The 15,640-nt window shown below is 62.3% G+C and carries 11 protein-coding genes; 3 read left to right on the top strand and 8 right to left on the bottom strand.

Annotated elements, in window-relative coordinates; translation table 11 throughout:
- Positions 1-251 precede the first annotated feature (251 nt).
- Together U5N23_RS30185 and U5N23_RS30180 are read left to right on the top strand one after the other, a co-directional pair.
- A complete protein-coding gene (locus U5N23_RS30185; RefSeq protein WP_322596374.1) occupies positions 252-1,910 on the top strand; it encodes an MFS transporter in 1,659 nt (552 codons plus the stop codon).
- 365 nt (positions 1,911-2,275) lie between these two features.
- On the top strand, positions 2,276-4,132 hold the full coding sequence (locus U5N23_RS30180) for a putative nucleotidyltransferase substrate binding domain-containing protein (protein WP_322596373.1): 1,857 nt from the start codon (positions 2,276-2,278) through the stop codon (positions 4,130-4,132).
- A gap of 330 nt (positions 4,133-4,462) precedes the next feature.
- Here U5N23_RS30180 and U5N23_RS30175 read toward each other — a convergent pair whose 3' ends face one another.
- From U5N23_RS30175 to U5N23_RS30145, 7 genes are all read right to left on the bottom strand, one after another.
- Positions 4,463-6,673 (bottom strand): exonuclease domain-containing protein, encoded by a 2,211-nt coding sequence (locus U5N23_RS30175; protein ID WP_322596372.1) that lies wholly within the window; start codon positions 6,671-6,673, stop codon positions 4,463-4,465.
- Positions 6,670-7,056, bottom strand: a complete 387-nt coding sequence (locus tag U5N23_RS30170) for a response regulator transcription factor (protein ID WP_322596371.1) — start codon at positions 7,054-7,056, stop codon at positions 6,670-6,672. The genes U5N23_RS30175 and U5N23_RS30170 overlap by 4 nt, the downstream gene beginning before the upstream one ends.
- Entirely contained in the window at positions 7,053-9,998 is a 2,946-nt protein-coding gene (locus U5N23_RS30165) for a sensor histidine kinase (RefSeq protein ID WP_322596370.1), read from the bottom strand. The genes U5N23_RS30170 and U5N23_RS30165 overlap by 4 nt, the downstream gene beginning before the upstream one ends.
- A 3-nt stretch (positions 9,999-10,001) precedes the next feature.
- Complete coding sequence (locus tag U5N23_RS30160; protein ID WP_322596369.1) at positions 10,002-10,247, bottom strand: hypothetical protein; 246 nt, start codon at positions 10,245-10,247, stop codon at positions 10,002-10,004.
- Positions 10,248-10,336: 89 nt separating this feature from the next.
- A complete protein-coding gene (locus U5N23_RS30155) occupies positions 10,337-10,702 on the bottom strand; it encodes a hypothetical protein (protein ID WP_322596368.1) in 366 nt (121 codons plus the stop codon).
- A gap of 164 nt (positions 10,703-10,866) precedes the next feature.
- Positions 10,867-12,672, bottom strand: a complete 1,806-nt coding sequence (locus tag U5N23_RS30150; protein ID WP_322596367.1) for a sodium:solute symporter family protein — start codon at positions 12,670-12,672, stop codon at positions 10,867-10,869.
- 11 nt (positions 12,673-12,683) lie between these two features.
- The gene (locus U5N23_RS30145) at positions 12,684-12,944 is read right to left on the bottom strand and encodes a DUF4212 domain-containing protein (RefSeq protein ID WP_322596366.1); all 261 of its coding nucleotides are present in this window, start codon (positions 12,942-12,944) and stop codon (positions 12,684-12,686) included.
- Positions 12,945-13,728: 784 nt separating this feature from the next.
- Between U5N23_RS30145 and U5N23_RS30140 the strand changes: the two genes are divergently transcribed.
- Positions 13,729-14,265 (top strand): hypothetical protein, encoded by a 537-nt coding sequence (locus U5N23_RS30140; RefSeq protein WP_322596365.1) that lies wholly within the window; start codon positions 13,729-13,731, stop codon positions 14,263-14,265.
- 217 nt (positions 14,266-14,482) lie between these two features.
- On the opposite strand, the gene U5N23_RS30135 is transcribed toward U5N23_RS30140, so the two are convergent.
- Entirely contained in the window at positions 14,483-15,601 is a 1,119-nt protein-coding gene (locus U5N23_RS30135; protein ID WP_322596364.1) for an ABC transporter substrate-binding protein, read from the bottom strand.
- Between the last annotated feature and the right edge of the window lie 39 nt (positions 15,602-15,640).

Here is a 15,640-nt window from a genome sequence, read left to right as displayed (position 1 = left end):
TGCGGGCGATGGATGGGAGGCCGTGCCCCAGGTGCCATCGGGCCTCGCAGTCAAGGCAGGCTGACAGCGCTACTGCGCTGGCGGCTTTGGGCCGGCCGATTGGGTAGCCGGCAAGCCCATCGCGGTACGGTTGTCAGTGCGGGGTCAGTGATAGCTTCAAGAATGGGTGGGTGCTGACTGGGCTTGCGGCGTGGGCAACACGCAGGTTCTATGAGCCGAGAACAACAAGCCCTACCTGGAGACACACACCCATGGCTGACGTCGCCGCCTCCCGCGCCATGACGCGGGAGGAGAGAAAAGTCGTTTTCGCGTCGTCTCTCGGCACGGTGTTCGAGTGGTACGACTTCTATCTCTACGGCACGTTGGCGACCATCATTGCGCGACAGTTCTTCAGTCCGCTGGATGCGGCTTCGGCGTTTGTCTTTGCGCTCCTGGCCTTTGTGGCGGGTTTCATCGTGCGGCCTTTTGGGGCGCTGCTCTTTGGGCGGCTGGGTGACATGATCGGGCGCAAATACACCTTTCTGGTGACCATCCTCATCATGGGCCTGTCTACCTTTATCGTGGGTATTTTGCCAACGTATGGCAGCATCGGCGTGGCGGCACCGGTCATCCTTGTCGGACTGCGGTTGCTGCAGGGACTGGCGATGGGGGGGGAATACGGAGGGGCTGCCATCTATGTGGCCGAGCATGCGCCAAGGGGGCGCCTGGGCGCCTACACCGCATGGATTCAGACGACGGCCACGCTGGGGTTGTTCATGTCGCTGTTGGTCATTCTGGGTACGCGCATGATGCTGGGGGAGGCTGCGTTTGCCGAATGGGGCTGGCGCATCCCCTTTTTGGTATCCATCGTGCTGCTGGGTGTGTCGGTGTGGATCCGGTTGTCGCTGGATGAGTCGCCCGCGTTTCGGCGTTTGAAGGCGCAGGGGCGCACGTCGCCGGCACCGGTGTCGGAATCGTTTGGCCGCTGGAAGAATCTGCGCGTGGTGCTGTTGGCCCTGGTGGGATTGACTGCCGGGCAGGCGGTGGTGTGGTACACCGGGCAGTTCTATGCGCTGTTCTTTCTCACGCAGCAGCTCAAGGTGGATACGGTCACGGCGCAACTGATGGTGGCTGCGGCGCTGCTCATCGGTTTGCCGTTTTTCATCGTGTTTGGCGCGATGTCGGACCGGGTGGGGCGCAAGCCCATCATCATGCTGGGTTGCGCGCTGGCGGCTGCGACGTATTTCCCCGCATTTCAGGCGCTGGCCTGGGCGGCCAATCCCGCACTGGCCGAAGCGCAGGCGCGCAACCGCGTGGTGTTGGTGGCAGACCCGACCAACTGCTCGTTCCAGTTCAACCCCACGGGCGTGGCGCGGTTCACCACTCCTTGCGACCTGGCCAAGCAGATGCTGGCGGCACATTCGGTCAGCTACAGCACAGACCCTACCGGCCCGCCCGAGAGGGCGCTGATTCGCATCGGCGCCACCGAGATTGTCAGTTCGTCTGTGCAAGGGATGCCTGTAGACGAAGCACGCCGCAACACTGCTGTGTTTCGTCAGGCTTTGGGTCATGCGCTCGCCGACAACGGCTATCCCACGCAGGCAGACCCGGCGCGCATTCACACGCTTGCGGTGGTGGCCATCATCAGCTATCTGATGGTGTTGGTGGCGATGGTCTATGGCCCCATCGCGGCGATGTTGGTGGAGATGTTTCCCACCCGCATCCGCTACACCTCGATGAGTTTGCCCTACCACATCGGGAACGGCTGGTTTGGCGGCCTGCTGCCACCCATGTCATTTGCCATCGTGGCGCAGACCGGCAACGTCTACAGTGGGCTCTGGTACCCGGTCGTGGTTGCCGCCGTCACGGCGATGCTGGGGACCTTTTTGCTGCGCGAAACCAAGGACGTCGACATCTACGCGCGCGACTAGTGTCTTGAGTTGGAAGTTCGTTGAAGAAAGAAATCTGCCGAAATCGCTGCCAAGCTAGGCGCAAAGCGCAGACATGCCGGGCGCATGGCGAGCATTTGCAACGACGCATGGCAGGGATTGTCGGTAGATTGACTCAACGAATTTCTAACTCGCGACACTAGGGTGAGGGCTTGTCCCGCCGCAGCCGAGAATCTGTGTGCTGCCCTAGCGTCTGCTGCCTCAGCGGGAAGGCGCGGGGGCGGCGCCGTGTGGGTAGTTCGGGGCACTGACGGGCTGGTCGATATCCACAGCCGGTATCAACCCTGCCCCCGTACTGGCGGTAGGACTGCAACAATGAACGCCGTTGTCGCTTGCGAAGGCAGTCCATGAAATCATTCCATGATGCTCTCCCACTCCTGCAGTCCATGCTCGCGAGTCATCGAATCTGGGGTCAACTGGACGCGAAGACGCTTGCGCTGCAATGGCAGCTGGAGACCATGGAGAAGGGTGATTCACTGCTGCCGCAAGGGCGTTTGCACGCGCGCCTCGGGCTGGTGGTTGCGGGTCAAGTGGATCTGGCTGATCAGGATCTCGACATCGTTGTCCACTTGCAGCCCGGTGAGATGTTCGGTTCTGGCGCGACACCATCGCAGCACCTGAACACTTGGCAGGCCACGGGCGCGGCCGATGGTCTGGTGGCATGGCTGGCACCTGCTGAGCTCCAGGCGCTGTGCCGGGACAATGCGGCGCTGGGGTACCATTTTCCGTCGCTGCCTGCGTCGGCCTCTCTTGCCACGGCAGTGCGTGACTCCCAAAGCGTGTTGACACTGCTCAATACGCCCGTGCGTGCGCTGATCAAGCGTGAGCCCATTGCGTTGCCGCCCCATACCAGCATACGTGCTGGGGCGCAGCAAATGCGCGAGTTGCGCGTGTCGTCAGTGTTGTTGGTGGAGCAAGGCCATTTGTTCGGGCTGGTAACCGACCGGGATCTGCGTAACCGGGTGGTGGCGCAAGGACTGGACACGGATCGCCCGATGTCCGATATTGCCACGCTGGCTCCCATGACACTGCAGGCGCAAAGCCCTGCGTTTGAAGCCTTGCTGCTGATGGCCCGCCACAACGTTCACCATGTCCCGGTGATGGAGGGCAACCGGATTGCCGGCATGATTACCGCTACCGATCTGACGGAGCAGCACAGTTCCTCCGCCGTGTATCTGGCGGGAGATGTGTACAAGCAGACGGCGCTGGAGGGGCTGGTGCGCATCAGTGCGAAGGTCAAACTTTTGCAGCAGCATCTGGCGGCGGCGGATGCCAGCGCTTACAGCACAGGGCATATCGTCACCACCATCACGGACGCGTTGACCACCCGGCTGATTCAAATGGCCGAGGCGCAAATGGGCCCGCCACCGGTGGACTACGTGTGGGTGGCCGCAGGCTCGCAGGCCCGCAGCGAGCAGACCGCCAAGTCCGACCAGGACAACTGCCTGGTGCTGGATGACCGCTATGACGAGGGCCTGCATGGCGCGTATTTCAGTGCTTTTTCGCGCTTCGTCTGCGATGGGCTGGCTGCGTGTGGCTATATCCACTGCCCCGGCGAGATGATGGCCATGACCGACAGATGGCGACAGCCGCGACAGCGTTGGGCGCAGTACTTTCGCCAGTGGGTGGACACACCCGAGCCCATGGCGCTGATGCTGACCTGCGTTTTCTTCGACTTGCGCGCCATCCACGGCAAGGCCGAGTTGCTGGAATCCCTGCGCAGCGAAGTGCTGCAGCGCACGCGTGGCAACAGCCTGTTCCTTGCACACATGGTGGGCAATGCGCTCAAGCATCGCCCACCCCTGGGCCTGTTTGGCTCCATCGCGCGCATCCGGGGCGGCGAGAATGCGGGTGCGATCGACCTCAAGCACAGCGGTATCGTGCCCATCGTGGATCTGGCACGGGTGTATGCACTGGCCGGGGGGGTTGCCGCAGTCAATACCCACGACCGGCTGGAGGTGGCGTCGGTGGCGGGTGAGGTCAGTTCCCAAAGCGCACGCGACCTGCGCGATGCGCTGGAGTTCCTGTCCAAACTGCGCATTGCCCACCAGGCTCGGCAGATGGCACAGGGCCAGCTACCCGACAATTTTCTGGCGCTGGAGGAGCTGTCCAACTTCGAACGTAGCCACCTCAAGGAGGCTTTTTTGGTGGTGCAGACGCTGCAGGGAGTGCTGGGGCAGCGGTATCAGACGGGGCGGTATTGAGCACACCGGTTGAGACTTTCGCTACGCCGACCGGGTCCGTGCTGCCTCCAGCCACAGGGCTTTGTGCTGACGGTCCCTGACCACCACATTGGCTGAAATGGCCTTATGCGTCACGCACCATGCCGTCCAGCCGCGTTGTGCTTGGGTTGCCCTGAAGAATTCAAAGGGCTGTGCACACTGGCCGCGTCCCGGCCTTAGGAGCTGGGCCTGAACGGACGGGGTGTAAATGTTCATTCACGGACTGGCCTTCAACCGAACAGCGCCGGTGGGGTGCCTTTCAGCGCTGCCGGCAGCTCCCCGGCCAGTGAGGCGCGCAAGAGCAATACCGTATCAATACTTCAGCCGTGCGTGGTATGTCTTCTGTGCCGCCTCCCGCGCCTGTCGCAGGGTGTGAATCCCCCGCTCCTGCAGCAGCGGAATCAATCGCAGCCAGATCTCCGCCGTGACCAGTGCATCCCCCAACGCCGTGTGCCTCCCCAGCACCGTGATGTTGAAGCGCTCGGCAATGGCTTCGAGCCGGTGCGATTCCTGGTGTGGATGTACCACGGCTGACAGCAGCAAGGTGTCCAGTACTGGCTGATGAAACGTGATACCCGTAGCGGCCTCCTGCAGCTGCAGAAAGCGCATGTCGAACGCCGCGTTGTGGGCCACCAGCACGGTGTCTTGTGCGTACGCGTGGAAGACCGGCAGCACCTGGCCAATGCGGGGCTTGCCCATGACCATGTCCTGCGAGATGCCGTGGATCGGAATCGATGCTTCAGGAATGCGCCGCCCGGGGTCCACCAACTGCTCGAAGGTCTCCTGGCGCAACAGTTTCCCGTTGACGATGCGCGCTGCCCCCAATTGGATGATGGCGTCGCCTCCCGCAGGGTTCAGGCCGGTAGTCTCGGTGTCAAACACGGTATAGGCCAGTTCGCTCAGTGGACGGTCGTCCAGCGCGCTGCGCTGCTCGTCCATCTGGAACAGGTCGAAGTCGTAGTACTCGGGGCGGCTGTAGCTGTTGTCACCCAGGGCGAGCTGCGCCGGCTCCTGCCCGCTGGCCAGGGGCAGCAGAAATCGGAAGAACGCCAGGTGGCGCGCGCGGTCTCGCTCAAACCACATTTCACCGCCGTGGCGCTCGATCACATCGCGCACCGTCAACGGCGTGCGCTCGGTGCCAAAGCGCATGGCGTCCATCTCCCAGCTCATCACAGTCTCGTTGCTCATGGCCTGCCCGCTCCACACCAGGTCCAGTTGGGCGTGGACGCCCGTGGGTTGCAATCGCAACTGCACAAAGCGCACCTCGAACTCATCCACCAGCCGATGGGCCAGGTACGTCAGCGCCTGCAGCAGGGTGTAGCTGTCCACCTTGAGCCACAGGTCAGCATCCACCTCGTCCAGCGTCACGGTGCGCCTGCACACGGCGGAAATCTGTCGTTGCGCTGCGTCCACGAGCTCTGCGCCCAGCATGTCCTCCAGCGGCCAGCGGGCTTTGAGCCGCTGGGTGGCACGCTGGGCCAGGTCATTGACGCGACGGCCCATGGTGCCGACTTCGTCCCGCGCTATCGCCAGAAAGCGGTCGCGCATGGCGATCTCCAGGTCAGCGTAGCCCAGCATGTCCACCGCCGCCTGGATGTTGGCCAGAGAGGCGCGGCTGCCTTCGGTCAGACCATGCAGCAATTGGTCGCGCTCGGATTCCTCCTGCACGCTCTGGGTCACGTCCTCCAGCATCAGCACAAAGCCGTCCATGCGTGTCGCTGCAACGGCTCCGCCCCTTTGCCCTGCATCCGGCGGGCATTTTTCCACATCGGCATCAGCGTCGCGGACGGGCGCCACCTGTACGCGCAGCAGTTGCCCGCCCCCTGCCGTGGTCACAAACTGTGCAGACGGGCGGGCTGTGCCGCGCGCCGTGGCCTGCTGGATGCGTTCCAGTGCATGGGCCAGCACCTGGCGGTCAAGCGCGGCATACACCGAGCGGCCAATGCCGATCAACTCGGCCCCGGCCGCAGTGGCGGTCCCTTGCGACAAAGCGCGAAACTGCTGGCGCGCGTGTTCGTTGTACAACAGGATTCGGCCGTCCCGGTTGCACACCACCACGCTCTGGTTGAGTTCAGCCATCAGCGCGGCCAACCGATTTTTCTCTTGTTGCACGCTGTGGCTGGCCAGGCCTACCTGCGCATCCATGTCGGCCCGCAGGCCATCGCGCTGAGCGGCCAGCTCATTCACGGCAACAGCCATGGCCTGCATCTCGGCGGTTCCTTGGGGTTTGAGCCGCTGCGGTGTGGCTGCGGCCAGCACCACGTGCATCTCTTCCAGCAGGCGTGCAGGCGCTCCCACATAACGGCGGTAGAGCATTTGCAGGGCAGCGCCCACCACCACCAGTCCCGTCAGCCAGCCCAATACCAGCAAAGCCAGGCGGGGGGCCAGCACGGCATCCACGACGGTGCGCTCGGAAGGCTCCAGTGTGGACCACACCACGACACCCATCAGCAGCAGCCAGGCGACCGTCATGAGAGCGGCCGTACCCACCGCCAGCAGCAGCCGAGGGTCGATTCTTTTCATTCCGATTCTTCTCCTGGCTTGCCCAGCAGCTGTGCCACCTTCTGCACCAACTCGCGCGTCGAGAACGGCTTGGTCATGTAGGCATTGGCGCCCAGCGCCAGCCCTTTGGCCACATCAGTTTCGCGGCCCTTGGCGGTGAGCATGAGGATCTTGGTGGCCAGCAACGCCGCATCGGAACGCACCGCCTGGCACACCTCAAAGCCGGACTTGTGGGGCATCATCACGTCCAGCAGCACCAGATCAGGACGCTCGCGCGCAATGCTGGCGAGCGCCTCGTTGCCATCGCGCGCAACGACCACGGTGTAGCCCTCGCGCTGCAGCAGGTATTCGAGCGAGATCACGATGTTGGGTTCGTCGTCGGCAATGAGGATCTTGGCAGTCATGATGGGGTCGGGTTGTCGGCAGCGGGGAGGGACAGCGGAAGCCAGAAGCGAAAACACGCTCCCGTGGCAGGTGTCGGCTGAAGCGATGGGTCTTGTCGGTCGGAGGTCTCCAGCCACAGGCGCCCTCCAAAGTGCTCAATGATCTGGCGACTGATGGGCAGACCCAGGCCCGTGCCCTGAGGGCGGTGGGCCGCATCGCCCCCCTGGTGAAAGCGGTCGAACACCAACGGGGCCTGCGCAGGATCCACGCCCGGCCCGTTGTCTTGTACCGAGACAGTGACGCCCCGCGCATCGGCCTCCAGAACCACCACCACTTCACCGCCAGGCTGCGGTACAAACTTGGCGGCGTTCGACAGGAGGTTCAGCAGCACCTGCATAAGCCGGTCCGGGTCGGCCTCCACCAAGAGTGTGCGCGGCAGAAGGCACCGAAGCGAAGCGTCCGAGAACCGAGGATCGCTGGCTGGTGCCGACAAACCCAGGTGGGGCCCTTGGGCGCCGCAGGTGGTGCGCGACGCGACCTGTCCTTCGGGCCTTGTGGCCAATGACTCTTCTGCCGCGCAGGCCCCTGGAGGCAGCTCGAGGGGCAACGACACACGCACCTGCGCGGCGCGTTCGCGAAACATCTCGACCGTGGTGGCCACCGCCTGCTCAACGAGCGCGCGCACATCCACAGCGGCCACGTGCCAATCGGCGTGTCCCGCTTCGATCTTGGCCATGTCCAGCACTTGGTTGACCAGCCGCGTAAGGCGTTCGGTTTCGGCCACGATGATGCCGATGAACTGCTGGCGCTGGGCGGTGGGCATGTCCGTGTCATCGCGCATGAGTTCAGCCAGCGCGCGAATGGAGGTCAGCGGCGTGCGCAGTTCGTGCGTGACGGATGACATGAAGTCGTCCTTCAGGCGGTCCAGGCTTTGCAGCTGGTTGTTGGCCTCGCGCAGCTCGGCAGTGGCTTGCTCCAATGATCGGGACTTGTCCTCCAGCGCCCGCGAATACGCGCGGATCTGCGAGGTTTCATCCAAAATGCGCAGCACGTCGTCGGGAGAGAGGGTTTCCTCCTCGGCCACCGAAGCCACCAGCACCCGGGCAGATGCGCTGCCCACCGCCCCGGCCAGATGGGTTTCCACAAACTGCACAAACTGCGCATTGGGCCGGATGGCGTCAGCCTGCCGCACGCCCACTTGGCGCGCGTAGCCGGCAAACAGCGCCCGGGCCTTCTCGGTGCCCAAAAGCCGCTCGCACAGCCGCAGCAGGTCGGGCGTGCGGGCGCGGCCGCGCCAGAACACGGGGCTGGACATTGCCGTGCGCTGGAATACATCCACAAACAACAGCGCTTGGCTTGCCTCGTGTCCCGACGGAGCACGCCATAGTGACAAGCCCACGTAGGTCACCCCGTTGGCCAGCAGGCTCCAGAACATGGAGTGGGTTAGTCCGTCAAAGCCACTGAGTCCCAACAATTGCTCGGGGCGCAACCATTCAAGCCCCCAAGGGCCGTGGGTCAGAAAGCCTGCATCCAGCCAGCCCGACTTGGCAATGGAGGGCAGCATCAGCGTATACGCCCACATGGCAAAGCCGACCAGCAGACCCGCCAGTGCGCCCCGCCGGGTCCCGCCCTTCCAATACATGCCACCCAGCATTGGCGGCGCGAACTGAGCCACGGCGGCAAAGCTGATGAGCCCGATGCTGACCAGCGCATACGCCTCGCCAGCCAGATGGAAGTACACATAGCCCAGCACCAGCACTCCCAAAATGGCTGCACGCCGGATGCCCAGCAGCAGGCGTGAGAGGTCTTGCCCCGCACCGCTGCGCAGATGCCTCCAGCGCAGCAGCAGGGGGAGCACCAGTTCGTTGCTGACCATGGTGGACACCGCAATCGTCTCCACAATCACCATGCCGGTGGCGGCCGACAGCCCGCCGATGAACACGAACAAGGCCAGTGCATGCTGCCCGGCCGCCAGCGGCAGGGAAAGCACAAAATTCTCGGCATTCATCGCGCCCCCGCCAAAGTACAGGAGACCCCCCATTGCAATAGGCAATACCAGCAGGTTGATGAGCAGCAGGTACAGCGGAAACACCCACACCGCCCGGCGCAGATGGGACTCGCGCACGTTCTCAACGACCATTACCTGGAACTGCCGGGGCAAAAAAACGACCGACAGCATCGACAGCAACGTGAGCGCAAACCACTGTGCCCATACAAACTGCCCGCCCTGCTCCAGGCGAAGCAACTGCTGCAGTGACGGAACTGCCTGGGCTTGCGCGAAGAGATCGGGCAGGCCGTCAAACAAGCCATAGACCACAAACAGGCCCACGGACAGAAAAGCCGCGAGTTTGACTACCGACTCGAACGCGATGGCCGCCACCATGCCTTCATGCCGCTCGGTGGTGTCCAGGTGCCGTGCACCAAACACCATGGCGAACCCCGCCAGCACCAGAGCCACATACAGCGCGCTGTCCTGGCTCCAGTGCACGGGGGCCTGCGCAGTACCGCCCATGCCACCAGCCGTCAGCAACGCATATCCTGCGGACACGGCTTTGAGCTGCAAGGCAATGTAGGGAACGATACCCACCACGGCAATCACCGTGATCAGCCCGGCCAGCAACTGGCTTTTGCCGTATCGGCTGGCAACGAAGTCGGCAATGGACGTGATGCGATAGGTCTTGGCGATACGGATCATCTTGCGCACCACCAGCCACCCCAGCACCATGGCCAGCGTGGGGCCCAGGTAGATGGGCAAGAACCAGACCCCACCCGTCGCCGCCCGGCCCACACTGCCGAAGTAGGTCCAGGCCGTGCAGTAAACCGCCAGCGAAAGTGCATACACCCAGGGGTTTGCAATGACGGAACGGCCCTGCCTCCCCCGCCAGTCGGCCCAATAGGCCACGGCAAACAGGATCAGCAAATAGCCCAGCGAGGCAGAGATGACCAGTGCAGGCGATAGCATGGCTCAGCCAGGCGGTGGGGGGGGCGGTGCGGTCGATGGCATGTCCTCGTCGCGCAGCGACGGCCGGTCAACCAGCCAGGCAAGCGCGACGATCAGCGCCAGCCACAGCAGAAACAGCACAGCCGGGAACACGGGAATGCCCCAGACCGAGGCCTCACGGTCCCACAGTCCCAGCAGCGGAAAACTGAACAACACCCAGCCCCCGACAAAAAGTGCAACCAGGCGTTGCGAGCCGAGTTCTTTGTGCACAGCGATCTCCTGGCGAGAAGTCTCAACGCCTCCCTGGACCGAATTGTGCGCCTGGCACTTACCTCGGTCTTACTTGCTGATCGACGAAGTCAGGCTTTGGGCGCCGTTTTGGGCTTGCGAACGCCAGAATGTGCCTGGCGCGACAGCGCAAAGCTGAGAAAGAACTTGCACCAGATCGTGCTGCCCGCAATGGCCGTCCAGGTGTTGTAGTCCAACTGGCCCAGTCCCACGCTGATGATGACCACCGTGGCGACCGTGCCCGCGACAAGGTTGATGATCATCTCGAATGGCGCGTATTTTTCTGGGGTCGGCGGCGGCATGCCGCCCTTCAACGCCACCTCGGAAAAGTCGCGCTTGACCACAATGCGCCACGCCCGGCGGAACCAGAAGAACGCCATCGGGAACAGCGCCAGATACAAAATCCACGTCAAAGCGACGCTGACATCGAAAACCATGCAAGGCTCCCCTCGTGGTGATGCCGCTCACTGCGGTACCAACCAGAAAACTCAGTAAAAAGGCCCTGCCAGCGCAGCCGGCAGGGCCCATATTGTCACAGCGCTGCGCCGCAGCCAACAGTGTGGTTTACACGGTGGCAAGGCGTGTGCCTTGCCACCTGCACTCAGTGTGCGCCATCCACCAGCTTGGAGCCGCGCGGCACACGCACCGCTTCGACCATGGCCTGGATGTGTGGCGGTGGCTCCTTGGTGAACTTGTCCACCAGGAATGCCACACCGAAGTTCACCATTGCACCCACCGCGCCAATGGCTTCTGGAGTGATGCCCATGAGACTGTTGGCGCCGCCAATCAGGCCCAGGTATTCCGTGCCCTTGATGAAGAAGATGCCCTTGTGCGCAAACACGTAGAACAGCGTGAAGAACAGCCCTGCCAGCATGCCGGCCATGGCGCCTTCCTTGTTCATCTTCTTGCTGAAAATACCCATCATGATGGCAGGGAACAGGGAACTGGCTGCAATACCAAAGGCCAGTGCCACCGTGCCGGCCGCAAACCCTGGCGGATTCAAGCCCAGATACCCGGCCACCAGAATCGCAACGGCCATGGAGACCTTGCCCGCCAGCAACTCGTTCTTTTCGCTGATGTTGGGGTTGAATACCCCCTTGATCAGGTCATGGGACACCGCCGACGAAATGGCCATCAGCAGACCAGCAGCAGTGGACAGCGCCGCAGCCAAGCCGCCTGCCGCCACCAGCGCGATCACCCAGTTGGGCAGCAGCGCGATTTCAGGATTGGCCAGCACGATGATGTCGGCATTGACGGACAGTTCATTGCCCTTCCAGCCGGCAGCTTCAGCCTTGCCCTTGGCGGTGGCGTTGGAAGTCTTGTCGTTGTAGTACTGGATGCGGCCGTCGCCGTTCTTGTCTTCCCACTTCAGCAGACCCGTCTTTTCCCAACGCTTCATCCAGTCAGGACGGTCATCGTTCTTGATGGAAGCTTCAGGGGCATACAGGTCGCCACCGGCCTTCACGGCAGTGTTCACAGTGGCATGCAGGTTCAACTTGGCCATGGCACCCACGGCAGGCGCCGTGGTGTACAGGATGGCAATGAACACCAGTGCCCAGCCGGCGGAGCTACGTGCGTCCTTCACCGAAGGCACGGTAAAGAATCGCATGATGACGTGGGGCAGACCTGCGGTACCGATCATCAGCGACAGCGTGTACATGAACATGTTCAGTGTGCTGCCTGGCAATTGCGTGGTGTACTTGCCGAAACCAAGATCAGTCACCACGGAATCGAGCTTGGCCAACAAAGTCATGTCGGTTCCGCTGTAAGTACCACCCAGCCCAAGCTGGGGAAACGCATTGCCTGTCAGTTGCAGCGAGATAAACACGGCTGGCACGGTATACGCCAGGATCAGCACGATGTACTGTGCAACCTGTGTATAAGTGATGCCTTTCATGCCGCCGAACACCGCATAGGCAAACACAATGGCCATGCCGACGTAGATGCCAACGTCGCTAGACACGCCGAGGAAGCGAGAGAAAGCAATGCCCACACCCGTCATCTGACCAATGATGTAGGTGAGCGATGCCACCAGCAGGCACAGCACAGCCACGGTGCTCGCGTGTTTGGAGTAGAAGCGGTCGCCGATGAACTGCGGCACCGTGAACTTTCCGAACTTGCGAAGATACGGCGCAAGCAGCATGGCCAGCAGTACGTAGCCGCCCGTCCAGCCCATGATGAACAGCGCACCGCCGTAACCCATGTTGGCAATCAGCCCCGCCATGGAAATGAATGATGCGGCACTCATCCAGTCGGCCGCTGTGGCCATGCCATTGGTAACGGGGTGGACGCTGCCGCCGGCAGCGTAGAACTCACTGGTCGAGCCCGCACGGGCCCAGATGGCGATGCCGATGTAGAGCGAAAAGCTCAGGCCGACAAAGACGTAGATGGTTGTTTGAAGATCCATGATGTCAGTCCTCAGTCTTCATGCACGTCAAACCGACGGTCGATGTCACCCATCTTCTTGGCGTAGTAAAAAATCAGCGCAATGAAGATGTAGATGGAGCCCTGCTGGGCGAACCAGAAACCCAGCGGATAGCCGCCCAGACTGATCTTGTTGAACAAGTCAACGAACAAGATCCCCGCGCCAAACGACACTACAAACCAGATGACGAGAATCTTGGTGAGCAGGCCGAGCGTGGCTTTCCAGTAGGCATGACTGCTTTTGTCTTCCTTCATGAAATCCCCTCGTGTGTGAGTAAAGAAACACAGCTTTTTTTTGCTGCCCCTGCGCATTCCGTGGGCGAGGCCTCGGTGCTGCGGAAACGACTGTGGCGACGCTTCCTTACAGCGAACTGATGAAAGTGGTGAAGCTGACTCAAGGTTTACGACTCAAGGGAAAACACTGACGTGAGCCCGTCCGCAGCCTGGCCACTCGCGAGAGCGGCGCACGCACACGATTGCGGGAAGTCCTGATACCGGGGAGGCTGGTATGCGGCGGTGTTGATGGGGGCCTGAGGCTTGTGTCCGAGGTCAGGATCTTTTCAATCGGGCAAGCCTTCGCTGCGCAAGGTTTGGCGGGACTGCCTGCGCTGCCCGCTGGGCGTTCTCAAAAAGACCCGTCCGAATGTGCGGATAGTCCTGCTGAGCGGGGTGTCCTTGGTGAAAACACCATTGGCAGGTGACCACTGCCCATTAAAACTCCTGCTTGTATGAAGGTCTGGTGTGCCGAGTAGAAATCCATTGAATAAATCTACCGACAGTCCACGCCATTCGGTGTTCCAAATGCTCGCCGGGCATCCGGCTCAGCTGCGCTTGCGTGACGTCGAATTCGGCAGATTTTTTCTTCAACGAATGTCCAACTCAGAACATTTGGCATGCATAGACCGATGCGCCTTGGGATGCGTGCCGATCTCCAAGTCCGTATATCCTTGGATCCGGTTCCCTCGACGGATCCAGGATTGCGATTCAGGCTTCTGATGGGTTGTCCAATACACATCAATACACAGGTCCTCCCAAAGCCATGGCTGATGAACTGACCCACTTGCTGACGGCAAAGCTGACCAAGACACCGCAGGGCCTGCAGGAGATTCAGACCCGGTCACTGGGCCTGGGGGCATTGGCGCGGCGCGTGTTGATCCTGGTGGACGGGAACCGGACGGGCAAGGAGTTGGGGGCCTTTGTTGCGGGGACCGACATCCTCAGCTTATTGGATGAATTGCTCAAGCTCGACTGCGTAGCACTCGTAGCCGGCTCCGCTTCCAGGTCCGTTGAGTCGTCGACACAGGCGGCGGGGGGCCTCGGGGAACTGGCCGATTTGCCATCGGCGCAGACGCGGACCGCCAAGGATGTGGAAATGGCGCGCAACTTCATGACCAACACGGTCAACACGATTTTCGGGCACCACAATCGCATCTCTTTGATCGAGGCGATACACGCCTGCCAATCCAGCGATGATCTGCGACGGGTCTATGGGCCGTGGGTACAGGCCATGGAGACCAACTCCATTGGCAAGAAGAGGCTGCCCGAACTCCGGGAAAAATTGTTTGCCGTGTTGTAGACGCCGCAGCGCGGTGTAGTGCGGCGGTGTCCGAGTGTTCGCTGCACGACGGTGATGCAGCGATGACCCTGACAGGGTTTCGAGGTCTGAACCGCCGGTCGGCTCCTGCGGTGGCGAGATTGGAAAAACCCGGGCGGTAGACCTCCGCGCTGCAGTTCTTTCCTGTCCAACAAGTAGGTCTGCAAGCGCCCCGAGCGCTGTCTGAACGGCTGCGGCTTCAGCGGCGGAACCGGCCGTCCGTGCCGATGATGGACAGGTCGGCAAAGTCCAGGCCGGTGTGGTCATCGGGCGCGTAGCTCAGCTCCAGCCCCCCGAGATCGAACTTCTTCATGCTCTCGAGAGCCACCTGGATCTTTTCGCGCGTGGGTTTGGGCCCGGCGCGCTTGAGGCCCTCGACCAGCACCTTGGCGGCTGCAAAGCCTTCCAGCATGGCCGGGCTGATTTCGTTTTGGCCCTTGGCCTTGGCCAGTTCCTGCGCCTCCTTGACCATGCCGTAGGTCACGGCGCGTTCGTTGGGGTAGACCTGGGTCACGATCACGCCGCGCGCATTGGCGCCCAGGCTCTTGATGAAACCACCCGAGGCGTTGTTGGACAGGGTCACGATCTGCGCACCCGAGCCCGCTGCACGCAGGGCATTGCCGGCATCCACCACGGCCGAGCCCGAGGCGATCATCAGCACGGCCTGCGCCTGGGCCTTGGCGACCTTGGCGGCAATGGGGGCAAAGTCCGGCTTGGCGCGGTCGAATTTTTCCAGCACCACGGCGGTCAGCTTGCTGGCGGCCAGGCCCTTCTGGGCACCCGCCACGCCATCGGCGCCAAAGCTGTCGTCGGCGTACACCACCGCGATGCGGGTGATGCCCATGGAGGCCAGGTGGCCCATGGCCTTCTCGGCCTCGCGCTGGTAGGTGGCACGCACGTTGAAGATGTTCTTGCGCACCGGCTGGTGCAGCACCATGGCCCCGGTGGACGGGCCGACCAGCGCCACGCCGTGTTTGTCCAGCAGCGGAATCATGGCCTCGGTATGGGGCGTGCCGCGCGTGAGGAACATGGCCAGCACGTTCTTGTCCTCGATCAGCACGCGGGCGTTCTCGGCTGCCAGCTTGGGGTCGAACTTGTCGTCCATCGAGAGGAGCTCGATCTTCTGCCCGTTGATACCCCCCTTGGCGTTGACGGCATCGATGAACAGCTTTGCGCCATCCGAGGTTTCTTTCACGCCCGCCGCCACCTGGCCCGAGTAGCCTGCCGTCTGCCCGATCAGGATCTGCGCATGGCCCGTGCCGCACAGCGCCGCCGCGAGAAGGGCTGCGGTCCCCCATTGTTTCCATGTGTTGTTCATGGTTGTCTCCTTGATTTATCCGGTCACTCTAAACAGATG

It is taken from the genome of Acidovorax sp., assembly GCF_034519795.1.
GTDB lineage: Bacteria > Pseudomonadota > Gammaproteobacteria > Burkholderiales > Burkholderiaceae_C > Acidovorax.
The sequence above is the reverse complement of the archived record's forward strand: the minus strand, read 5'-3'. Positions and strand labels throughout refer to the sequence as shown.

What these genes read in the sequence shown, in the direction of transcription:
- U5N23_RS30185 (WP_322596374.1), top strand. Translation starts at nt 252, where the DNA reads ATGGCTGACGTCGCCGCCTCCCGCGCCATGACGCGGGAGGAGAGAAAA.
- U5N23_RS30180 (WP_322596373.1), top strand. Translation starts at nt 2,276, where the DNA reads ATGAAATCATTCCATGATGCTCTCCCACTCCTGCAGTCCATGCTCGCG.
- U5N23_RS30175 (WP_322596372.1), bottom strand. Translation starts at nt 6,673, where the DNA reads ATGAAAAGAATCGACCCTCGGCTGCTGCTGGCGGTGGGTACGGCCGCT.
- U5N23_RS30170 (WP_322596371.1), bottom strand. Translation starts at nt 7,056, where the DNA reads ATGACTGCCAAGATCCTCATTGCCGACGACGAACCCAACATCGTGATC.
- U5N23_RS30165 (WP_322596370.1), bottom strand. Translation starts at nt 9,998, where the DNA reads ATGCTATCGCCTGCACTGGTCATCTCTGCCTCGCTGGGCTATTTGCTG.
- U5N23_RS30155 (WP_322596368.1), bottom strand. Translation starts at nt 10,702, where the DNA reads ATGGTTTTCGATGTCAGCGTCGCTTTGACGTGGATTTTGTATCTGGCG.
- U5N23_RS30150 (WP_322596367.1), bottom strand. Translation starts at nt 12,672, where the DNA reads ATGGATCTTCAAACAACCATCTACGTCTTTGTCGGCCTGAGCTTTTCG.
- U5N23_RS30145 (WP_322596366.1), bottom strand. Translation starts at nt 12,944, where the DNA reads ATGAAGGAAGACAAAAGCAGTCATGCCTACTGGAAAGCCACGCTCGGC.
- U5N23_RS30140 (WP_322596365.1), top strand. Translation starts at nt 13,729, where the DNA reads ATGGCTGATGAACTGACCCACTTGCTGACGGCAAAGCTGACCAAGACA.
- U5N23_RS30135 (WP_322596364.1), bottom strand. Translation starts at nt 15,601, where the DNA reads ATGAACAACACATGGAAACAATGGGGGACCGCAGCCCTTCTCGCGGCG.